This is a genomic window from Escherichia sp. GZ89 (genome assembly GCF_019366485.1).
In the GTDB taxonomy this organism is placed as follows: domain Bacteria; phylum Pseudomonadota; class Gammaproteobacteria; order Enterobacterales; family Enterobacteriaceae; genus Escherichia; species Escherichia fergusonii.
Genome location: NZ_JAEOHX010000003.1, coordinates 198,779 through 222,334, shown reverse-complemented (window position 1 = coordinate 222,334; position 23,556 = coordinate 198,779). Strand labels below are relative to the sequence as shown.

The following is a 23,556-nucleotide window of genomic DNA, read 5'->3' as shown; positions in this document are numbered from 1 at the left end:
AATGCTTCAGATATGCATAAGGAGAGTTACAGTGAAAAATAACAATGCAGTGCAACACAACAACCAGACTGCTTCTGAGCAGACATTATCCCCGGACGAGGGCCACGTATTGCATAAGGTGAGAGATCCCGTGTGCGGGATGGCCATCCTGCCCGACAGGGCGCACAGCAGCATTCGATACCAGGACCATCAACTTTATTTCTGCTCCGCCAGCTGTGAGAGTAAATTTAAAGCCCATCCCGATCGTTATCTTACCGAAGATGCCAGTGAACATTCCCATCACCATCACCACGATCATCACGAAGTCAGCCCTGATCAGATAAAACAGCCTCACCACCAGGCGGAAAAAGAGAATTCTGAAGGTGTGTGGACATGTCCGATGCACCCGGAGATACGCCGCAGTGGTCCCGGAAGCTGTCCTGTCTGTGGAATGGCACTGGAGCCGCTCGTAGCTACGGCATCCACGGGGCCGAGTGATGAACTTCACGACATGACAAGACGCTTCTGGCTGGGGTTGTTGCTGGCGTTTCCGGTTCTGGTACTCGAAATGGGATCTCATCTGTTTCCCGACTTGAGGAATACATTACCGCCACAGTACAACACATGGCTGCAGTTGCTTCTGGCCTCCCCTGTCGTGTTGTGGTGTGGCTGGCCATTCTTCGCCCGGGCCGGAATGTCGTTACGTAACCGCTCCCTGAATATGTTTACCCTTGTTGCAATGGGGACCGGCGTAGCCTGGGTTTACAGCGTCATTGCAACCGTCTTCCCCTCCTGGTTTCCTGCATCGTTCAGAAACATGGATGGCCTGGTGGCCGTTTATTTTGAAGCCGCAGCAGTTATTACGGTGCTTGTTCTGCTGGGACAGGTTCTTGAGCTGCGGGCACGGGAACAAACCTCAGGCGCCATTACTGCGCTTCTGAACCTTGCCCCCAAAACCGCCAGACGGCTGGATCATGACGGTCATGAAACGGATATTAATGCGGAAGATGTCCTGCCTGGCGATAAGCTCCGCATCAGACCTGGAGAGAGTATTCCGGTCGACGGTATCGTGATCGAAGGCAAAACAACCGTTGATGAATCGATGGTGACCGGGGAGTCTATGCCGGTTACCAAAACGAAGGATGACCCTGTCATTGGGGGGACGATTAATCAGACAGGTAGTCTTATCATCCGTGCAGAGAAAGTCGGTGATGAAACGATGCTCTCACGAATTGTTCAGATGGTCGCTGATGCACAGCGTTCGCGTGCCCCCATCCAGAGAATGGCTGACAGCGTTTCAGGCTGGTTTGTTCCTCTGGTGATACTTATCGCGGTTGTTGCTTTCGTGATCTGGTCTGTCTGGGGGCCCGAGCCCAGGATGGCGCACGGTCTGATTGCGGCTGTGTCGGTCCTGATTATTGCCTGCCCCTGCGCACTGGGGCTGGCCACACCGATGTCGATAATGGTGGGGGTAGGCAAAGGAGCCCAGGCCGGGGTGTTAATCAGGAATGCCGAAGCCCTTGAGCGTCTTGAAAAAGTGGACACGCTGGTTGTCGACAAAACAGGCACGCTCACGGAAGGTTCGCCTACGGTGACAGGGATTATCAGTCTCAATCCGGGTGGGGAAGCATCTCTTTTACGTGTAGCGGCCGCAGTGGAAAAAGGCTCGCAGCATCCGCTGGGTATGGCTGTAGTCCGGGCAGCCCAGCACAGGGGGATCATGATACCCGCAGTCAGTGATTTCAATGCTCCGTCGGGGAAAGGTGTTTCAGGCGATGTTGAAGGTCAACGGGTTGTTATTGGTAATGAACTGGCTATGCAGGAAAACAGTATCGTTATTGATAATCAAAAGGCCGTTGCGGATAAGTTGCGGATGGAAGGCGCTACCGTTATCTATGTGGCCACAGATGGGTACCTTGCAGGCCTGATAGCTATCTCGGATCCCGTGAAAGCAACCACGCCGGATGCACTTAAAGCGTTGCGTCAGGCGGGGATCCGCATCGTTATGCTCACCGGGGATAACCAGCTTACCGCTGAAGCAGTCGCACGGAAACTGGGAATAGATGAGGTTGAAGCCGGGATTCTGCCGGATGGCAAAAAAGCAGTGATAACCCGACTGAAAGCGTCTGGCCATGTGGTTGCGATGGCCGGAGACGGTGTGAATGATGCCCCGGCGCTGGCAGCGGCTGACGTGGGAATAGCCATGGGAACGGGTACAGATGTGGCAATTGAAAGTGCCGGAGTCACCCTTCTCAAAGGCGACCTGATGATACTGAACAGGGCCCGTCATCTGTCAGAGATCACCATGAAAAATATCCGACAGAATCTGTTTTTTGCATTTATCTACAACGCACTTGGTGTGCCGGTGGCTGCAGGCCTGCTTTATCCTGTGTATGGAATACTGCTGTCGCCAGTTATTGCGGCGGCGGCCATGGCTCTTTCTTCCGTCAGCGTCATTGTGAATGCGTTGCGTCTGAAAAGTGTCAGGCTCGGGAAATAACACTGAGTGAAGGGTCTGTTATGAACAGAAGGAGTCCAGTATGAAAAGTACCACCTATGCGCTTGTTGCTGTCGCCGCGATCGCGGCATTTGCCCTCCTGCGAGAACACTGGTCACATGTGGCAGGTTACTGGCCATATCTGTTATTGCTGGTCTGCCCGCTAATGCATCTTTTCCACGGCCACGGAGGGCATGGGGATCACCAACATCACGGAAGTGAAAACAATAAAAAAAATTAATCCGGCAAACGGGGCCGCGTCGCGGTCCCGTTATCAGTCCAGGTATCGTTCGTAGTCTCTGGCATGCGCAAAGGCATGCTGTTCGAGTTTGTTATCAGCGGGTGCCGATGCCCGGAACGCCAGTGAATTAACAGGATTGTTATTGATGACCAGCTCATAATGTAAATGAGGACCGGATGAACGTCCGCTGTTACCGGATAACGCAATAGCACCTCCCCGGGTAACTCTGGCCCCTTTAGTAACGAGTATTTTATTGAGGTGGAGATAGCGAGTTTTAACACCGGCTTTTCCCGTTACTTCAACAAAATATCCCATGGTACTGTTGTATTCGGCCCGGGTAATTTTTCCGTCGATGACGCTGACTATTTTCGTGTTCATGGGCATGGAATAATCAATGCCATTATGGGGACTCACTTTTCCCGATACCGGGTTAAGTCTTGCAGGATTGAAAGGTGAACTGAGTCTTGCTGTGGCTGGTAACGGATAATCGAGACTGCCTTTCCCGGAAGTATCGGAAAGATTATAGAACTTTTTGTCTGATATACGATACGCCGTGTAATTAAATGAGCCGGACGTAAATTTATAAGCCACTACACGTGATTTTCCCGCTTTCTTTTGCAGTACGAGTTTTAATGATTCATTTTTTTTCAAATGCCGAAGATTAAAGCGGGAAGGCAAAGAGCGCTGAAGGATAGCGATCTCGTTCGATTCCAGCCCCGAGCGGGTGGCTGAAAGGTAAGCATTTTCTTTTACGACATCGGTAGAATACATTTACTGGAATTCGCCGTTAGCATGAACACTGCGGCGTATGCTAGGGGTTTTCAGGAGGCGTGTCATCTGCCAGTTAATCGGGAGCACCGTTGATGGTCGTCATTTTTGTAACATATCTTGTTTCCCGTTTGCTCCTGAAGATCTGGGAACTGTATGACCAGCCTGACGGTGATGATTAACGGGACTGAAACAGGTTACGGCAGAGCAATATGGGGCTCATGTCCTGCTACGTAACCCGTCAGTAAAGCCCTGCTAAGCACTAACCCGCCTGCAGTTACCTGGAGGAATACAGGCCGCGAAGCTTTCTTGCCTGTGTCTGATGAGCTTCCGCACCGGCATTATTGACCTGCTCATGCACGAGGGCGGCTTTCTCTCCGGCATTCAGTTCGTTAAAAGAAGAAGAGGAGGTCTTTGAATTTGCACCACTGTCGGACAGCATTTTTTTATGTTCCTCAATCATTTTCTGATGTGCATAGGACGCGCTGTTGTTCATAAATGAATGAGCAACAATGGCCCTTTCATGTTCATTCATTTCAGAGAATGAGGGCGTGTTGTTTTTATTAACCCTGTCCGGTAAGTTTTCATGCGTCGAGGAATTCACATGACTGACGGCTGAGGCATTATTAACAAATCGATGTGCTTCATGGGCAATATCACTGGACTGAGCAAAAGCTGCCCCACAAAATAAAGCTGTAAACGCAGTGGCCGTGATTAATATATTCATGTGTAATTACCTTCTGAGGTACATAAAAGATGTCCTTATGATCATATATAAAAATAATCAACCTGTGGGGAAGATGACGTAAATGTAATACAGCTATGTACATTACACGATTGTAATGAATTTGTTTCTTAAGGTGTGCTAGATTCATTTCATTGTAAGTGGATGAACCAGTAATTTAATTTAAATCGGTTCTCGAATTCTGTCAGTAACCATAATTTAAATAAGGGAATGCGCATGCTGTTGAAAACGTCTCGACGAACTTTCCTGAAGGGGTTAACCCTCTCTGGCGTAGCCGGAAGTCTTGGCGTATGGAGTTTCAATGCGCGTTCCAGTCTGAGCCTGCCAGTTGCCGCATCCCTGCAGGGTACTCAGTTTGACCTGACCATTGGTGAAACGGCCGTCAATATCACGGGCAGTGAGCGTCAGGCCAAAACAATCAATGGAGGCCTGCCGGGGCCCGTTCTTCGCTGGAAAGAAGGTGACACCATTACCCTGAAGGTCAAAAACCGTCTTAATGAACAGACGTCCATTCACTGGCACGGCATTATTCTTCCGGCCAATATGGATGGTGTTCCGGGGCTGAGTTTTATGGGCATAGAGCCTGATGATACCTACGTTTACACCTTTAAGGTTAAGCAGAACGGGACTTACTGGTACCACAGCCATTCCGGTCTGCAGGAACAGGAGGGGGTATACGGTGCCATTATCATCGATGCCAGGGAGCCAGAACCGTTTGCTTACGATCGTGAGCATGTGGTCATGTTGTCTGACTGGACCGATGAAAATCCTCACAGCCTGCTGAAAAAATTAAAAAAACAGTCGGATTACTACAATTTCAATAAACCAACCGTTGGCTCTTTTTTCCGCGACGTGAATACCAGGGGGCTGTCAGCCACCATTGCCGATCGGAAAATGTGGGCTGAAATGAAAATGAATCCGACTGATCTCGCGGATGTCAGTGGCTACACCTACACCTATCTCATGAACGGGCAGGCCCCGCTGAAAAACTGGACCGGACTGTTCCGTCCCGGTGAAAAGATACGCTTACGGTTTATCAACGGCTCGGCAATGACCTATTTCGATATCCGTATCCCCGGGCTGAAAATGACGGTCGTGGCTGCAGATGGCCAGTATGTAAACCCGGTTACCGTTGACGAATTCAGGATTGCCGTTGCCGAAACCTATGATGTCATTGTGGAGCCTCAGGGTGAGGCCTATACCATCTTCGCACAATCCATGGACAGGACCGGTTACGCTCGAGGGACACTGGCCACGAGAGAGGGGTTAAGTGCTGCCGTTCCCCCCCTCGATCCCCGTCCTCTGTTGACCATGGAAGATATGGGTATGGGGGGAATGGGACATGATATGGCAGGAATGGACCACAGCCAGATGGGAGGCATGGATAACAGCGGAGAGATGATGTCTATGGACGGTGCTGACCTTCCGGATAGCGGGACATCCTCCGCGCCCATGGATCACAGCAGCATGGCCGGTATGGATCATTCCCGGATGGCCGGAATGCCGGGTATGCAAAGTCATCCTGCGTCAGAAACGGATAACCCACTGGTTGATATGCAGGCGATGAGCGTCTCTCCGAAATTAAATGATCCGGGTATTGGTCTTCGAAATAACGGAAGAAAGGTTCTCACGTACGCGGATTTGAAAAGCCGCTTTGAGGATCCTGACGGACGTGAACCTGGCCGTACCATAGAACTGCATTTAACCGGCCACATGGAAAAGTTTGCCTGGTCATTTAACGGAATCAAGTTTTCAGATGCCGCACCGGTGCTGCTGAAATACGGTGAGCGGCTCAGGATCACGCTGATCAACGATACCATGATGACTCACCCCATTCACCTGCATGGTATGTGGAGCGATCTGGAAGATGAAAACGGTAATTTCATGGTTCGTAAACACACAATAGATGTTCCCCCTGGTACAAAACGCAGTTACAGAGTGACAGCAGATGCGCTTGGCCGCTGGGCGTATCACTGCCATTTGCTCTATCACATGGAAATGGGAATGTTTCGTGAAGTCCGGGTGGAGGAATGATGCGAATGAAGAGAAATTTGAAGGCCATACCTGTTCTGGTCGCCGGTTTGTTTACCTCACAGCTTTCTATTGCGGCGGGCTCCGTCTCTGCAGATCCCCACGCCGGGCACGACATGTCTGCCATGCAGATGCCAGCAGATGAGAATTTCACTGAGATGACGTCAATGGAGCCCATTGTAACTGAGAGCAGAACGCCAATTCCGCCTGTTACCGATGCCGACCGGAAGGCTGCATTCGGCAATTTACAGGGGCATGCGATTCACGACAGTGCGATTAATTATCTGGTTCTGCTGGATCAACTGGAATGGCAACGGTCGGATAACACCAACAATTTCAGCTGGAGTGTTAACAGCTGGATTGGAGGCGACACAGATCGGATTTGGCTAAAGAGTGAAGGTGAACGAAGCAATGGGGAAACGGAGGCGGCTGAAGCGCAGTTACTCTGGGGACATGCGGTTGGCCCATGGTGGGATTTGGTTGCGGGTGTCAGGCAGGATTTCAGACCTGCTTCTGCCCGGACCTGGGCTGCTGTCGGTTTTCAGGGGCTGGCACTCTATAATTTTGAGTCTGAAATTACGGGTTTTGTCAGTAATGGCGGAAAAGCAGCCCTTCGTCTGGGAGGAGAATACGACGTTTTACTGACTAACCGGCTCATACTCCAGCCATCCTATGAGGTGAATTTCTACAGTCAGGATGATGAATCGCGGGGTCGCGGCAGGGGACTGACTGACACAGAGCTGGGGCTCCGGCTGCGCTATGAAATACGCCGTGAGTTTGCACCCTATATAGGCGTTTCCTGGAATCAACTTTACGGGAAAACATCCGATATGGCGAAAAGAGAAGGTGAGAAAGACCATCAGGTAGTATTCCTGGCGGGAGCCAGAATCTGGTTTTAACGCACTGATATAAAACACTCAACTAAACAGGTAAATAAAATGTCGATTTTAAATAAAGCCATTCTTACAGGTGGCCTCGTTATGGGCGTTGCTTTCTCTGCTATGGCCCATCCGGAATTAAAAAGCTCTGTGCCACAGGCTGATTCAGCCGTAGCGGCCCCGGAAAAGATTCAGCTTAATTTCTCGGAAAATCTGACCGTGAAATTCTCAGGTGCAAAATTAACGATGACGGGTATGAAAGGCATGTCATCACATTCTCCGATGCCGGTCGCGGCAAAAGTGGCGCCAGGCGCTGACCCTAAATCGATGGTCATTATTCCGCGAGAGCCTTTACCCGCTGGCACTTATCGTGTTGACTGGCGCGCGGTTTCTTCAGATACGCACCCTATTACCGGTAATTACACCTTTACAGTGAAGTAATATTATGAACGACCTGATTATGATTGTTATTCGTTTTCTTCTTTATCTGGATTTGATGGTAATATTTGGATTGCCATTTTTTCAGATATATGGAATAAGCGGTGGAGGGGGCATTCCGGAAACTGTCAGATTTCTCGTCTGACATCGCGCATGAGCTGCGCACACCAGTCAGTAATCTGATGATGCAGACGCAGTTTGCACTGGCTAAGGAAAGGGATGTTTCGCATTACCGCGAAATTTTATTCGCTAACCTGGAAGAACTGAAAAGGTTGTCACGAATGACCAGTGACATGCTTTTTCTGGCACGTTCAGAGCATGGTCTGCTGCGGCTGGATAAACATGATGTGGATCTGGCAGCCGAACTGAATGAATTACGTGAGTTGTTCGAGCCCCTGGCAGACGAAACAGGAAAGACAATCACGGTTGAAGGAGAGGGCGTTGTTGCCGGAGACAGCGATATGCTCCGACGTGCTTTCAGTAACCTGCTTTCCAATGCAATCAAGTATTCTCCCGATAACACCTGTACAGCGATACACCTTGAGCGTGACAGTGACTGTGTGAACGTGATGATTACGAATACGATGTCCGGCCAGGTTCCCGCTAATCTGGAACGTTTGTTTGACCGGTTCTATCGCGCAGACTCATCAAGGTTCTACAACACGGAAGGCGCGGGGCTGGGATTATCAATTACAAGGTCGATCATTCATGCTCACGGCGGCGAGCTGTCAGCAGAACAGCAGGGGCGTGAAATTGTGTTCAAAGTGCGCCTGTTAATGGATTAATCCCGTTGTTCAGGAGAAACCTGGAAGGTGACAAAATTGTCATCATTCAGTCACGCGATAAACAGAGGCGGTTTTTTATAATTATTCATAAATCAGGAGCAGCGTGATAACACAATCACCTGGTTCCTGGAGTGATGATTAACCCGCCCTGAGATCAACTGCTTTCTCTGTTATAAGCCATTGATTGTTTGGGTATGTAAACACCGGAGACCCAACCATGAAAAAGATTCTCGTATCATTTGTTGCCATTATGGCTGCCGCTTCATCTGCCATGGCTGCAGAGACAATGAACATGCATGACCAGGTAAATAATGCACAGGCACCTGCCCACCAGATGCAGTCATCTGCTGAAAAAAGTGCAATTCAGGGAGACAGCATGACAATGATGGATATGAGCAGTCACGATCAGGCCGCAATGTCCCATGACATGATGCAAAACAGCAATTCTGCTGCCCACCAGGACATGGCTGAAATGCATAAAAAAATGATGAAAGCTAAACCCGGAGCTACCAACGAAACAGCAAAGTCATTTTCTGAAATGAGCGAGCATGAGAAGGCCGCAGCTGTACATGAGAAGGCGAATAATGGTCAGTCTTCCGTTGTTCACCAGCAGCAGGCTGATAAGCATCGCAGTCAGATCACCCAGAATTAACCCGCAGCTCCACTTGTTAGACCCTCATTTGACGCCGAAGTCACTGGCTTACGCTCCCGTCCGGGAGCGTTTTTTTTTCCCATATATCAAACTTTAACTCTGAAGAGGTGGAAGTATCTGACCAACACTGTCACGTAACGCCAGATAACTACAAAAACACCTTTTTCCTCCTGTAAATTGCAGTTCTTGCAAGAACATCAAGGCATAATGTTGGAACAGCGTGTGATACACACTTAGCATCATGTTTTGTATGTGTTTTTTTTAAAACTTTACAACTTTAAAGTCTTTTTCAGGTTAAAGGATACAACTTTAATGTCTCTACACAGTAGCAAAATAAGCCGTGTGGCATAGGGAGGCTATGGCGTCGTGAAGTGCCTGCCATAGCCGCTCAACGTGATTTACCCACGGTGCAGCATCAATATGGCAGCCAGCCTGCGAACGTGCTTTTTGTCATGATTTTTAACGCTCGCGTAATGCTTCTCTGGCCCGATTGAACGGTTTGATTAAATAGTCAACGATGGTTTTTTCGCCAGTTTTGATGTCTACCGTGGCGATCATCCCCGGCACGATAGAAAAATGCCGCCCTGATTTGTTTTGCAAGTAATCCTGGTGCGTGCGGATAAACACGCGGTAGTAGAAAATTTCTGGTTTTACTTCATCCTGGATGGTGTCGGGTGAGATGGTTTCCACCACCCCTTCCAGACCACCATAGATGGCGTAATCCCAGGCGGTTATTTTGACTAGTGCTCGCTGTCCGGGGTGGATAAAGGCGATATCGCGTGGTGAGAGGCGCGTTTCAATCAGCAGGCGATCATCGACGGGGACAATTTCCATCATCTCGCCGTTGGGGGGAATGACGCCGCCAATGGTGGTGACTTTGATGTTTTTTACGATGCCACGCATGGGGGAACGCACGGTGAGCCGGGTGACGGAATCTTCCCGGCCTTTAATAATTGCCGAGAGCATTTCCACTTCGGCATTAGCTTTCGATAAGGCTTCGCGCGCCTGAACGTAATATTGCGCGCGCAAGTCAGTGATCTTTAATCCTAAATCGCTTTTTTGTCGTTGCAGGCGTAGCACCTCAACATGGCTGGCGGCACCGCTTTTTTGTAGCCGCTGGGTGATTTGCAACTCTTTATTGACCGAAACCAGGGCTTCCCGCAGTTCGGCTTCGGTGTCTGCCAGTTGCGCACGGCGGCTTTTATACAGGCGGGTTTCAGAGGCGATCAGTTCTGGCCAGTTGTTGAGCGAGGCCGGGAAGGTGAGCGGTAAATCGTTCACTTCAGCAGTCAAACGCGCACTGGAAGCCAGCGAGGCACGATATTTTGCTGCGCTTTCTCCAACATTTGATTGTGAGCGGGTCGGATCGAGGCGAGCCACGACCTGATTCGCCTCTACCCGGTCACCTTCGCGGACAGTGAGCTCTGCCAGAATGCCACCATCCAGCGATTGCAAAATTTGCTCGCGGGAACTGGGGATCACTTTTCCATTGCCGGTGGAGACTTCATCGACTTTACCAAACCAGGCCCAGATGCCAAGAATGGCAAACAATAGCGTGCAGAGAAAAATAATCCGGCTGGCCCCGGAAAACTCGCGCTCGCGGCGGATATCCAGATCTTCCATTGCAATATCATGCGGACTGGTTTTCATTCTTCCACTCCTTTGCGTTTGCCCGGCTGCCGCTAAGCGCCTGTGCTTTCGGTGCGTCCATCACCAGTTGCCCTTCTTTTAGCACCACTACGCGCTCAACCAGTTCAAGAATCGGCACCCGATGAGTTGCGACGATGAGCGTGCGGTTGCCAAGCCAGGGGATCATCCGCTGGATAAACTCCCGCTCGGTATGCTCATCCAGCGCGGCGCTGGGTTCATCCAGCAGGACAATATTTGGCGATCGCAATAACATACGTGCCAGCAGAATTGACTGCCGCTGCCCACCCGATAAGCCATTACCGCCTTCCATCACCGGGTGATCCAGCCCTTTTGCCAGCCGCTTAACAAACGTTGCACCGCCGCTTATCTCCAGTGCCTCGAAGAGCTGCGCATCGCTGGCATGTGGAGCGCCAAGCGTTAAATTTTCCCGCAGCGAGCCATAAAACAGGCGGGCGTTCTGGCTTAGAAAGCCTATGTTGCGGCGTAAATCCGCCATATCGATTTGCGACAAACTGAGACAATCAAGACGGACATCACCTTCAACCAGCTCCATGCCGCCTGCCAGCGCCTGTAATAGCGTTGATTTTCCGGCACCGTTACGACCGAGGATCGCAATCTTCTCGCCGGGCCTGATTTCCAGATGTGAGATCCGAAGTGGAATGCGTTGATCTTCATGGTGGTAGCGAAATTGCGCATTCTCAAAAACATAGTGGCCGTGGAAGATCTCCTGATGTACCCGGTTTTCGTCGCCTCCGGTTTCACTGGGCAGTTGCATAATGCTGTCGAGACCCGTTTTGGCTGCTTTGACCTGCTGCCAGCGGGCCAGCACGCCGCAGAGATTTGCCATCGGCGCAATCATCCGCGAACCAAGCATTGATGCCGCCACCACGGCCCCGGTGGTCAGGGTGCCATCAATCACCATTGGCGCGCCGAACATAATCACCGCCGCGTAAACCAGGCTTTGAACCGACATCCCCCAATTGATTAACCCCTGCGTCAGTCGTCGGGTGCGTAAACCAGACTCACCCGTGATACGGATGTAACTGTTCCATTGCTGCAAAAAACGGTTCTCTGCCTGCATCAGTTTGATATCTTCCAGCCCCTGTACGCTCTCGACCAGCACGGCATTGCGCAACGTTGCTTCGTGCGCCGCCTGATTCGCCAGTACGGCCAGTTTTTTCTGCAACAAAAGCCCCGGCAAAATCATCAGCAAGGCCGCGACCGGGGCGATCCACGCCAGCGGTGGGGCTATAATCGCCAGTACGATGATAAACAAGAAGAAAAATGGCAGATCGACAATGGTAGAAAGCGTGGAGGAGGTGATCATCTCGCGGATCTGTTCCAGCTCACGCAGTTGGGAAATAAAGCTGCCGGTGGAGCGGGGGATGGCGCTGTTTCGTAGCCGCAGGGCGTGGCTGAATACGCGGTCAGAAATACGCATATCGGCGCGTTTGCCGAGCACATCCATAATGTGGGTGCGCGCTTCGCGCAGCAAAAAGCCAAATATCACCGCGACCAGCACACCCAGCGAGAGCACATACAGTGTGGGAAAAGATTGCGCGGGGATCACCCGATCGTACACCTGCATGGAAAAGACGATCCCGGCAAGCGAAAGAACATTAATCAAAAATGCGGCAATCATCACCGGCAGATACGGGCGAACATCCTGCATCACCAGTTCGCGCATCCAGTCGGGCTTAAAGCGGGAAATATAGCTGTCGACGCGACGGTCTTTCAGCGCCGAGAGCGGGCGCAGTGCCGTGAGGGTGCCGATCTCAGGTAATAGTTGGCTAAGAGTGAGACGATTGCGTTGGCCTTCTTCTTCGCCAGTGATAAACACATCCAGCACATCTTCACCGTTAAAATTTTCGATAACCATCAGTTGCCCATTTTTTAACTCGGCCACCAGCGGCAAGCGCCACTGACTAAAATCGGGATTATCTGCCTCGAGAAGATGAAAGGAGAGGCCACCCTGGCGCGCCAGTTGGGTCAGGGCCTGCGTTTTATTTTTCCCGGCAAACCACGGAGCGTTAGCCTGAATCGCTCCCGGTGAGCAGGCGATGCGGTAATGGCTGGCAGTATGGCTGATGGCTCGCGCCCACTGGCTGAGGACGCGTTCATCACATGTCTGGTTAAACGGCGGCGCGGTGCGGGTCATGGCTGGATCTCCACGGACTGAATGCGGCGGTTGTTGAGGGCAAATGCCTGACGCAGCGTGCCGGTGTTATACAGGCAGTTCAGTTGTAGCTGCCGAAGCTGGCTCTGGATTTGCAGTTCTGCAAAACGCGCCTGATACACCTCCTGCTCGGCGTTGAGTACATCCAGCAACGGGCGCGAACCGAGGTCGAGATATTGCTGTTGATACAATTCGCGCGTGCGTTCGCTGAGCTGTTGCTGGCGGCGCAGAATTTGTAACGCGCTGGCGAGGCTCATTGACTGGCTGCGTGAATCCAGCAGTTTTCGCCGCACCTCAAGACGGGTACGCTGAATTGCCGATTGTGCCGATTCCACCGCGTGGCTGGCGGCATTGCGCCGTGCGGTCAGCCCGCCGCCCTGATAGATGGGCATCTCTACTTTGACCATTGCGGTATATTGCGTTTTATCGAGCACATCGTGGCTGGGGTATTTGTCGTTGAGATAGTGCTGAACGGACGGCTCCAGCGAGATGGTGGGCGTCATTTGTGCGTTGGCGTAATCGAGATTAGCCTGCGCCACATTTGCCTGCGCCCAGGCCGCTAACACTGCGGGGACTAAGCGATCGTCGGGTTTGGCTTGCTCACAGCTACCGTCCAGTTTGTGGGGGAAATCATTGCTGATGGCGTTGAGCGAGTTCCAGCCAAGCATACTCATCAGTGAGGCTTTGGCGCTGTCGAGATCGGCCTGATACTGTGCCAGTTGCGAGCGTGCCGCCTCGATTCGTGCATCGGTTTGCACCACGTCAGACATCGACGTAGCGCCTTCATCGTTGCGCTGCCGAGTCAGTTTGCCGATACCGTTAAGTGCAACCAGTTGTTCTTCCGCAGCTTCGACCATCTGCTGCGCTGCCTGCACCTGCACAATGGCGTTTGCCGTTTCATGCGCCACGCTATCAATACTCAACAACACGTTGGCCTGCTCTTCGGCAGCGCCTGCGCTTTCGGCGCGCACCTGGCTTGCGACTTTGCCGAAGTCATAGAGCATTTGGGAGATCGACAACACCAGCGCGGGGCTGTAGCCGTGGTCGAGATAGGTATTGCTATAGCCGTTGTTCACCCCGGCGCTAATCTGTGGGTAGTATTTTGCTTTCGCCACTTCAATCTGTTCATTTTGCGACAGCAATTTGCCGACGGCTTCGCTGATTGAAGGATGCCAGTTCACCGCGCGATCGACCGCCTCATTAAGCATTAATGTTCCTGGTGCTGCCGGGCTGAGCGGTAATTGCGCCGCCGAGCCATCGAGAGAAGGCAGCATTTGGTCTGCGGCGAGGGTTTCAGAGGAGATCGGTAGTTCTTGTGCATTGAGATGCCCGCAACTGAGCGCCAATGCCACTAATGCCGCGACGCAGGCCATTTTTCCCATAATCTATCCCTTTGAAAATCAAAATAACTACCGTTGCCCCGGTGGTCATCGCCTCCGGGGCTGTTTCGCGTTTTTGTCAGGTCACAATGTGATTTTGTTGAATTAACTCATCGAGCGTGGTGGTGACGTTTTCCAGTGTTACCAGATTGGTTGAGTTGAAGGTGGCGCCGCTACCGTCTCGGTCAATAGCGATCACCGTGTTGTTGCCGTTACTGGTGACACTGCGATAGTTGCCAAGCGTGGCGTTATCGCCGTTCCAGCCGACTAACAGATCGCCAATATCGATCTTGTCGCCCTGTGCCAGCGAGAAGTTGCTCCAGCTATCCGTGGTGCCGTTCCCGCCGGTGGCATCGGCGGTATTAAGTAGCTCATAGATCAACGTATCGCCGTAGGCGCTGCCGATAACGCGGTCGGCTTCGGCGGTGCTGACCACCTGCGGGTTCATCTCAATGGTTAGCATGGCGCTGTCGCTGTGCCCGTTTTGGTCATTGAGGGTGTAGGTGAAGGTCTCCTTCGAGGTGATGTTAGCCAGTGAAACGCCGCTGTTGAGTTGGTAGGTATAGTTCCCGTCCAGCTCCATGGTCAGTACGCCGTACTTACCGTTGATGGTGGCGTTTGCTTCACTGCCGCTCTGGGGATCAAGCGTTGCGCTACTGCCGCCCGCGCCAGTGACCGTGAGAAGGGTATTGACGCTGGCAATATGGTCATCGTCATAAATATTGCCCGTGACGCTGTTGCTGCCGCTGGTTTCGTAGTTATCCAGATCAACCAGCGTGCCGCGCAGACTCGGGGTAACGGTGATTTGGCCTACGCCTAACGCGCCGACATTCCCCTCATAACGCAGCAGATAGTTACCCGCATGTAAGTCAATGCCGGTCAATGGAATATCGAGATTGCCGCCGAGTAGCAGACCACCGTTAAACGAGCCGGCAGTTATCTGTGCGCCGTTGCTGTCAAGCAGCGTCCAGTTAACGGTTAAACCGCCCAGCGATAAGAGTGAGGAGACATTAAAGTGCAACACTGCGTTATGGACGGCGGTTCCGGCGGCGACTTCAATGATTCCGCTACCGGAGCCGGATGTGGCGGATAACAGTTTTGCCGCCCACGAGGCATTCCCCACGCTGTTATCCGTAAAGCTCTGCGAGGTATCCTGCAATGTGGTCACCGGCATCAGGCTACTGGTGTCGTTCACCGCATCCAGCGGCTGTGGCGTGGCGGTGATATTCAGCGAAGCACTGCTGGTATCGCCGTTCGGCGCGGTTACTGTGTAAACAAAGCTGTCTGGCGTTTTGATGCTGTCTGCGCCAATACCGCTACGCAGGGTATAGCTGTAATTCCCGGCAGCGTCGATGGTCAGCGTGCCATATTGCCCTTCAATTTCCGTGGTGCCCGTTGCCGCTATCGCCACGCCATTGACGGCGGTAACGACCGTGCCTGCTGGCGCCGAGTCGTTAGTCAGAATGTCTCCCTGAGTGGTTCCGGCAAGTGAACTGACGGCGTAGCTGTGATCGGCCTGAATATCGAGATTATAAAACGTCGCCAGCGCCAGACCGCCGGAGGAGTTGAGCAGGAACAGATAGTCACCGCCCGGTAGCGTGATGGTTAACGGCGTTGAGCCACCGCCCAGCAGCGCCGTGACCCAGCGTGGTTCTACCCGGTATTGTTCATACTGTTGAATGGCATCGTTAAAGCGATAGATGTAGAGATCAAAACCGCCAAGGGTCACGCCAAGTACGCTTGCCTGAACCGTAATGGTGCGGGTTTCACCCTCCTCAACGTTGAAAATAATGGGATCGGTCAGCCCTTCCACCAGGCTGACATCCAGCAGATTGCCAAGGCCTACGCTTGCAAGCGTAAAGCCCGTTTGATCTGACGGGCCGTTGTCGGTTGCACTCACCTGAGTATTAAAGATGAGTGAGGCGCTGTCATCGGCGGCGGTGACGCTACCCGGTGCTGGCGCGTCTCCCAGCGTCACGACCAGTTTTGCTGAGGACTGAGCGCCATCGTGGCTGAGCGTGTAGGTGAAACTTTCGCTACGCCCATAAACCGATGCCGAGGTATTGGTGAGTGTATAGGTGTAGCTCCCGTCCTGGTTGATATGCAGGATGCCGAATTGCCCCTGCACATCTATACCGCCAGAAGGTACAGTAATCACATTACCGGTAGCATCGGTGACAGATGTCACTAAGGTTCCGGCAGGGGCGTTATCCTGACCATTGCCGGGATCGATATCGGTAATCACGTTGCCAGTATCGGTTAATTCGCCGGTAAGCGTTCCTGCGCTGGTTTTCGCCAGTGAAACATCCAGACTGGTATACGCACCGGTTGCCAGCAGGCTGGTGTTATAGCTAACGACCCGATAATCGCCACCGGAGAGACCGTCGTAGTTGAGCGTAACGCCCGATGCGCCGAGAGTGAGCAAATCAGCGAATTGCGGTTTGGCGGTATCGACAATGGTGACCCAGGCGTTGAGTTCGGTATCAAAGCGCTGAATGACAATCTCCATTGTGCTTAACAACGACAGCACCACACCGGTTGCGGCGGCATTGATGGTGATAGCGCCGCTACCGCCTTCATCAATACTGAAATTCACCGCTGCGGTGTTGGTGCCCAGCACATCTGCGACCGTCCCCAGGGCATTAACCAGCAGGAAACCGTAATCGCTATGGTGTTCGTTGGTAATGCTGGCGTTGGTTTGCAGTGCCAGGTTAATCACATTGTCTTCAGCCAGCAGTGGTACGATCGGTGCGGTTACTGAAATGGCCGGAGAGCTGTTGCCCGCCGCATCCGTTGCACTTACCGAAAGCACTTCGCCATCTATTTGCCGCACCGGCAGCGTTACGCTGTAAACGCCATTATTGTTTGCCGTCGCCGTGACGGTTGTACCACCCGGTAAGGTGATGGTGACGGTGCTTCCCGCTTCGGCAATACCGTTGATGGTGCTGCCATCGGCACTGATTTGTGCCGTGGGCGAGGGTGGTGGTGTGGTATCAACCACAATGGTGGTTTCCAGCGACATATCGCTGGTATTACCTGCGGCATCGGTCGCGGAAATCGCAAACGCATGTGACCCCTGGACTAAATCTTCTGCTGGCGTGTAAGTCCAGTTCCCGTTCTCATCTGCCGTGACGCTGGTGATTAGGGTGCCGTTGTCATAAATATTGATGGTGGCGTTCGCTTCGGCGGTTCCGCTGAGTTCAGGGCGCGCGTCGTTGGTGGCTTGCCCGTTAGCCAACGGCCCATTAAAGACACCCCCGGCAACATCATCCACAACGGACGAAAGTGTTGGTACTGCCGGCAGGACGGTATCCACTGTCAGGGTAAAGTCTGGCGATGCCGGACTGGTATTACCGGCGCTGTCGGTGGCGGTAACGGTCAGCGTATGGAAGCCCTCGCCCAGCGGTGTTTGCGGCGTTAAGCTCCAGTTGCCCTGAGCATTGACGATGGTGGTGCCAATTGAGACGCCATCGCTGAGAACTGTGATGGTTGCGCCCACTTCCCCGGTGCCGCTGAGTGCCGGGCGGGTTTCATTGGTGGTTTGACCGTTGGCGATGATGCCTGTCACCGGCGTGGTATGGTCCTGCACTGTCACAAGCGTTGGCGCCAGCGGTGCCACGGAATCCAGCCTAATCGTGAATGGCGTTGATTCTCCGCCGGTATTTCCGGCGCTATCCGTTGCTGCCACCGTAAAGCGATGCTCGCCCTGATCCAGCGCCTCATCAGGCGTAAAGCTCCAGTTGCCGTCATCGTCGGCACGGGTGGTGCCAATTTCCGTACCATTATCAAAAATAGTAATAGTGGCGTTGGCTTCAGCGGTGCCGTTCAGGGTGGGTTGAGTGTCGTTAGTGAGCTGCCCGTTATTGAGTTGGCTGCTGTCTGGCTGGTCGTCAATCACCGTGGTAATGACCGGGATGGTAGGTGGCAGTGTATCGACGACCAGTTCAAACGCAGAAGTGGGATTGCTGACGTTACCCGCCGCGTCGGTGACCGTCGCGGTAAGCGCATGGAAGCCCTCACCCAGCGGTGTCGTGGGGGTGTAGTTCCAGTTGCCATTTTCATCGGCTGTGGTCGTGCCAATGACAGCGCCGTTATCGCGGATGGTCACCAGCGCATTGGCTGCTGTAGTCCCCTCAAGGGTAGGAGTGTTGTCGTTGGTAATCTGCCCGGAGATCAGACTTTGTTCGCTGCCGACGTTATCGGTTACCGAATTAATCAACGGGGCGTCCGGTAGCGTTGTCGTAATGGTAATGGTGTATTGCGCGGAAGGATCGCTCAGGTTACCCGCGCCGTCGCTGGCGCGGACAGTAAACGTATGGTCGCCTTCCCCCGGCGTAGTTTGCGGCGTAAAGCGCCAGATGCCGCTGCCGTCGGCGCTGGTGGTGCCTATTTCCACGCCGTTATCATAAATGGTGATAATGGCGTTCGCTTCTGCCGTGCCGTTCAGAGTCGGCAGCGGATCGTTCGTTGCCTCGCCATTAGCGACTGTCCCGATATCTGGCGAAATGTCATCAGTAATGCTGGTAATCGTTGGCGCAACGGGCGCGACGGTATCAATGGTGATGGCATAATTGGGTGATTGACCGCTACTGCCATCGCTGGTGAGCTGCGAGGCGGTAAAGTTGTAAGTGCCGCTCTCGCTCAGCGGCTCGGTTAGCTGGTAGCTCCAGTTACCGCTGCCATCGGCGGTGACCGTGGTCAGCTCATCACCATTTTGATAAATCGTCACTACAGCCCCCGCTTCGGCGGTTCCCCGCAGTAGCGGCAGCGTATCGTTAGTGGTGCTTCCGTTGCCGGTAACGCCCTGACCTGGCGACACATCATCAACCACTTCAAGAGTAGGCGGTAACGGCAGACCCGAGTTTGACGCAGTAAACGGTGTGCCTGGCCCCAGGTTGCCTGCCGCATCCTGTGCGATAGCTGTCAGGGGCGCGCCAGAGGTTTGTGCCGGAGAGAGCGTAACGCTGTATTCGCCCGTTGTTGCATTAGCCACGGTGCTGCCGAGCACGGTGTCGCCGCTATAGATAATGACCGTACTGCCTGCTTCTGCCACACCGCTGATTCTGGTGCCATCATCGGCGACCAATGTCACTTCTGGCGCATCAGGTGGTGTGGTATCGAGATTGAGCGTGACGGGTGTTGCCGACGAAATGGCATTACCGTTGCTGTCCTGGGCTATGAAGGTGAGGGCGTTTACTCCGTTCGTTAATGGAACATCCACCGACCAGGTGCCATTTTCCCCGACGGTAACCGTCGCCACGGGAACGGGACCATTATTGTTATAAATCGCAATAGTCGAGCCGGGGATCCCGCTGCCGCTCACGGTTGGCGAGGTATCGTTGGTCAGGCCGCCATTGGTTAACGGCCCGGTAATTGCCGCCACATCATCCTCAATATCAGTCACCAGCAGCGGCGTGGTATTCACGCTAAACGATACGCTGTTGGAATCGCCGCTGGGGTTGCCTGCCGCATCGGTCGCTTTGGCGGTCAGCGTGTAGCTGCCATCGGTCAGCGGGGTTGTGGGGGTAATACTCCACTGACCCTCGGTCACCGTGGCGGTGCCGATAACCGTAGTGCCATTGTATAAGGTGATTGTTGTGCCATCGATGCCGCGACCATTGATGGTCGGCGTGTTGTCGTCGGTGATCGCCCCGTTTGCCAGATTGCCCGTGTAGGTGCCCGCATTATCATTGACAGTATCAATGGTTGGCGCAGCAGGTGGGGTGAGATCGATATTGAGCGAAATTGCTGTCGACGGTTCGCTGATATTGCCCGCTGGATCGGTTGCCGTGATGGTTATTTGATAGCTGCCCTCAGGAAGGTCAGTTTGTGGGGTAAAGCTCCAGTTGCCGTCAGTATCGACGATTGCTGTTCCCAGCGGAGTGGTGTTGTCATCAAGATAAACCGAAATGACATCACCAGCGGTGCCAGTGCCGCTAAAGGTTGGTGTGGTGTCGTTGGTATTGCCATTAGTGACAACGCCGATGACCGGATCGCGATTGTCGCTGATTGTCGGCGCACCAGGCTGCGTCGGTGCCGTGTTATCAACATTGAGCGTGAAGCCAGGCGACAGGATGCCGGTGTTACCTGCGACGTCAGTTGCTGTGGTGGTGAAAATATGCTGCCCCTCGTCAAGGGCCTCTGGCGGCGTGAAACTCCATGTGCCGTCAGTCTGAACGACGGCTGTGCCAATTTCTGTGTCGTTATCGTAAACAGTGATGGTAGCGCCAGGTTCACCGCTGCCTGTGAGTTCTGGCGATGTGCTTTTTGTACTGCCGCCATTGTTGAGGGGGAGTGAAGTATCACCCACAAGCCCTTCGGCGGCCAGGATTACCGGAGCGGGTGGTGGCGTGGTATCGATGGTCAGAATAAAGGTGCCAGCATTGCTGGCCGTTCCCGCGGCGTTGGTGGCGATGGCTGTCAGCGTATGGGAACCTTCGCTCAATGCTTGAGTCAGTTGATAACTCCAGTTGCCGCCCGCCGGAACGGCAAAGGTGGCGATGGGGATATCGCCATCATACAGCGTGATGCTCGTCCCTTCCGGGCCTGTACCGTTCAGCTCCGGCAGATTGTCATCCGAACGGCTTTCGGTCTGGAGATTGCTCTGAACGCTGCCGACATCATCCGTCGCGGTGGCAATGGTCGGTGCGTCGGGTTTCGAGGTATCAACGTTGATGGTGATAACGGCTGGCTGTGTGGTGCTGTTGCCTGCCGCGTCGAGTGAAGTAACTGTTAGCCGATGTTCGCCAGGGGTAAGTGCCTGATTAGCCGCGACAGTGTAACTCCAGGAGCCTGACGTGCCGATAAGTACAGTGGTTAACAGAATGCCATTATCATAGAGGCTTACCAGCGAGCCGGGTTCTCCTGTTCCTGAAATGGTCGGGCGGGTATCGTCGGTGATCCCATTGTTATTCGCCACGTTGCCGGTAATCGAACCGACATCATCATTCACCAGTGTAATGGTTGGGGCCGTGGGGGCCACGCTATCGACAAATAAACTCCAGATAGTGCTGCCACTGGTGTTGTTGCTGGCATCGCTGGCGGTAAAGCTCAGGGTGTGACTTCCCTGAGTGAGTGCCGCTGTCGGTGTCCACGACCAGTTACCATCGCCATCGGCGGTGACCGTTGTCAGTAAGGTGCCATTATCATAAATCTTCACCAGCGAGCCAGCAGCCGCAGTGCCACTGATTTGCGGTTTATCGTCGTTAGTCAGGCCGCCGTTTGTGATAGCGCCAATATTGCCTGCAACATCGTCGGTAATTTGGGTAATAACTGGCGCGGGCGGAGCGGTGAGATCCGGTGCCGTCGCCGTGGTTCCCGGCCCGGTATTGCCGCTACTGTCGGTAGCGCTGGCCTCAACGGTTTCGCCATCGGTTAATGCAGGCGTCAACGCAACGGTGAAATTGCCATTAATATCGGCCATCGCTTCACCGAGGTCATTACCCTCACTGTCTTTAATATGGACCGTGCTGCCAGGTTCTGCGCTTCCGCTCACTGAAGTGCCATCAACCGCGACCAGTACATTTTCCGGCGCGGCAGGGGCGGTAGTATCTGCAATCGTGGGTGCGGTGGCGGATGAGCCAGGGCTGTTATTACCCGCAGGATCGGTTGCCACAGCTGTCAGCGTATCGCCGGTGGTCTGGTTAGGGAACAGCGGAACGGTGAAATTACCGTCGCCATCCGCTTGCGCATCTCCCAGTTTATTGCCACTGCTGTCGGTAATGGTCACGGTACTGCCTGGTTCGGCAGTACCGCTTACGGAGGTGCCGTTTTCTGCGACTAAGACATTTTCCGGCGCAGCAGGGGCGGTTGTGTCGGGAGCGATGACATTACTACCAGCACTGGTGTTACCCGCATTATCAGTCGCTGTAGCCGTGAGTGTCTCACTGTTCGTCTGTGCAGGGGAAATGGTTATGGTGAAGTTGCCGTTACCATTTGCTATCGCTTCGCCTAGCGTATTGCCGTTGCTGTCTTTTATGGTAACGATGCTGCCCGCTTCAGCGTTCCCACTGACTGAGGTGCCATTTCCTGATACCACGACGTTTTCCGGCGCAGCAGGCGCGGTTGTGTCGGGAGCTGTTATACCTGTGGGGGTACCGATATTTCCTGCCGGGTCGGTGGCGATAATAGCCAGTATTTCCCCATTCGTCTGAGGCGGGGTAATGGAAATGTTAAATTTGCCGTCTGAGTTTGCGATGCCGCTTCCCACGGTATCGCCATTACTATCGACAATTACTACGGTGTTACCCGGTTCGGTAGTACCGGAAACTATTGTACCTTCGCTGTTAATTGTTGGATTAGTGACTGCCGAGGGGGGCGTGGTATCAACGGTAAACGGTGGAACAGCCGTTGCCGTGCTGACGTTACCGTCAGCATCGGTCTGGGTAATTGTCAGATTATGTTCGCCTTCGCCTAACGGGGTGTTCGGGGTAAAACTCCAGGTACCGTTACTGGCGACTTCTGTTTTACCCAGTAGTACGCCATTACTGTCATAAACAGAAATGATATTACCCGCAGTGCCTCTACCGCTCAGGGTCGGTGTAGCGTCATCGGTAACGCCACTGGCAGGCACTGTTCCTGTAATCGAACCCGTATTATCTGTAATGCCAGTTATCTCTGGAGCACTGGGAGGCGTCGTGTCATTTCCATCATCTGATCCTCCCTCGCCAGGAGAGTCGTTTCCCGGATCACTACCGTCATCAGTTCCACCATCCCCACCACCAGGATTACCATTTCCGGGATCCTCTCCACCATTCCCACCGCCAGGATTGCCGTTGCCCGGATCATCATTATGAGAGCCTCCACCGCCGCCACCACTGCTGGCTGCTATTGCTACACCTCCTGCGACCGCTGCGCCACCCAGAAGCCACGGCCAAACTGCTCCCCCTTCATGGCTGCTTTCACCAGCCATGAGCGGTGTTAAATCATCAATGGGCTGAAAATGAAATACCCCGTCGGTATCCTGTACCCACCACAGCGTCCCGTTATCCTCTTGCAGAACAAGCTGACTGGCCCCCTGATCGTTGGTTACGTAAAAGTTTTTTAAAACAATTGTTTCACCAGAATGGAGAGTAATAACCAGATCCTGATTTATCCGCGCCAGTTTGCTGATTTCATCGCGAGATACCGCAAGTTTAATAATGGACGGTGCATTAAGATTAATTTCAGAAGCCTGGACATCGCTGGAGACACCCGTCAATTTTGAGACAACAGTAAGCTGCTGCATTTCTTCACTCCTGATGATATTTGCACTCGTATTAGCTGTTTTCAACTAGCCCAGGTCTAAATTTCAGACGAGCGATGCCATACATCATCCTGGATGAATTTTTTTAGACAC

General features: G+C 53.1%; 12 protein-coding genes and 2 pseudogenes. 8 read left to right on the top strand and 6 right to left on the bottom strand.

The annotated features are described in order from the left end of the window. Window position 1: 1 nt before the first annotated feature. Together silP and K0335_RS07450 are read left to right on the top strand one after the other, a co-directional pair. The gene (silP, locus tag K0335_RS07455; RefSeq protein WP_011251358.1) at window positions 2-2,479 is read left to right on the top strand and encodes an Ag(+)-translocating P-type ATPase SilP; all 2,478 of its coding nucleotides are present in this window, start codon (window positions 2-4) and stop codon (window positions 2,477-2,479) included. Between the two features lie 40 nt (window positions 2,480-2,519). Next, window positions 2,520-2,717, top strand: a complete 198-nt coding sequence (locus K0335_RS07450) for a DUF2933 domain-containing protein (RefSeq protein ID WP_000843501.1) — start codon at window positions 2,520-2,522, stop codon at window positions 2,715-2,717. Window positions 2,718-2,750: 33 nt separating this feature from the next. Here K0335_RS07450 and K0335_RS07445 read toward each other — a convergent pair whose 3' ends face one another. Together K0335_RS07445 and K0335_RS07440 are read right to left on the bottom strand one after the other, a co-directional pair. Beyond that, window positions 2,751-3,488, bottom strand: coding sequence for a peptidoglycan DD-metalloendopeptidase family protein (locus K0335_RS07445; protein WP_000287499.1), 738 nt, complete (start codon window positions 3,486-3,488; stop codon window positions 2,751-2,753). Between the two features lie 274 nt (window positions 3,489-3,762). Further along, entirely contained in the window at window positions 3,763-4,212 is a 450-nt protein-coding gene (locus tag K0335_RS07440; RefSeq protein WP_001023231.1) for a hypothetical protein, read from the bottom strand. A 234-nt stretch (window positions 4,213-4,446) separates the two neighbouring features. Here K0335_RS07440 and pcoA point away from each other — a divergent pair, with 234 nt between their 5' ends. The 6 genes and pseudogenes from pcoA (at window position 4,447) to pcoE (ending at window position 9,014) form a co-directional block, all read left to right on the top strand. After that, window positions 4,447-6,264, top strand: a complete 1,818-nt coding sequence (gene pcoA, locus K0335_RS07435) for a multicopper oxidase PcoA (RefSeq protein ID WP_000925242.1) — start codon at window positions 4,447-4,449, stop codon at window positions 6,262-6,264. Window positions 6,265-6,269: 5 nt separating this feature from the next. Continuing rightward, on the top strand, window positions 6,270-7,160 hold the full coding sequence (gene pcoB, locus K0335_RS07430) for a copper resistance outer membrane transporter PcoB (protein ID WP_001378118.1): 891 nt from the start codon (window positions 6,270-6,272) through the stop codon (window positions 7,158-7,160). 39 nt (window positions 7,161-7,199) lie between these two features. Further along, complete coding sequence (pcoC, locus tag K0335_RS07425; protein WP_000025662.1) at window positions 7,200-7,580, top strand: copper resistance system metallochaperone PcoC; 381 nt, start codon at window positions 7,200-7,202, stop codon at window positions 7,578-7,580. Between the two features lie 4 nt (window positions 7,581-7,584). After that, window positions 7,585-7,683: pseudogene (locus K0335_RS07420) on the top strand (copper resistance protein CopD); the annotation flags it as partial. Continuing rightward, window positions 7,682-8,362, top strand: a pseudogene (gene pcoS, locus K0335_RS07415) (copper resistance membrane spanning protein PcoS); the annotation flags it as partial. The pseudogenes K0335_RS07420 and pcoS, both read left to right, overlap by 2 nt. A gap of 217 nt (window positions 8,363-8,579) precedes the next feature. After that, window positions 8,580-9,014 (top strand): copper resistance system metallochaperone PcoE, encoded by a 435-nt coding sequence (gene pcoE / locus K0335_RS07410; RefSeq protein WP_000723069.1) that lies wholly within the window; start codon window positions 8,580-8,582, stop codon window positions 9,012-9,014. A gap of 459 nt (window positions 9,015-9,473) precedes the next feature. On the opposite strand, the gene K0335_RS07405 is transcribed toward pcoE, so the two are convergent. From K0335_RS07405 to K0335_RS07390, 4 genes are all read right to left on the bottom strand, one after another. After that, window positions 9,474-10,637, bottom strand: coding sequence for an HlyD family efflux transporter periplasmic adaptor subunit (locus K0335_RS07405; protein WP_104920206.1), 1,164 nt, complete (start codon window positions 10,635-10,637; stop codon window positions 9,474-9,476). 7 nt (window positions 10,638-10,644) lie between these two features. Beyond that, a complete protein-coding gene (locus K0335_RS07400; RefSeq protein ID WP_000198635.1) occupies window positions 10,645-12,822 on the bottom strand; it encodes a type I secretion system permease/ATPase in 2,178 nt (725 codons plus the stop codon). Then, complete coding sequence (locus K0335_RS07395; protein ID WP_000517540.1) at window positions 12,819-14,222, bottom strand: TolC family outer membrane protein; 1,404 nt, start codon at window positions 14,220-14,222, stop codon at window positions 12,819-12,821. The genes K0335_RS07400 and K0335_RS07395 overlap by 4 nt, the downstream gene beginning before the upstream one ends. Window positions 14,223-14,298: 76 nt before the next feature. Further along, window positions 14,299-23,445 carry a BapA/Bap/LapF family large adhesin gene (locus tag K0335_RS07390; RefSeq protein ID WP_219393778.1) on the bottom strand — a complete coding sequence of 3,049 codons (9,147 nt, stop codon included), beginning with the start codon at window positions 23,443-23,445 and terminating at the stop codon, window positions 14,299-14,301. Window positions 23,446-23,556: the final 111 nt, after the last annotated feature.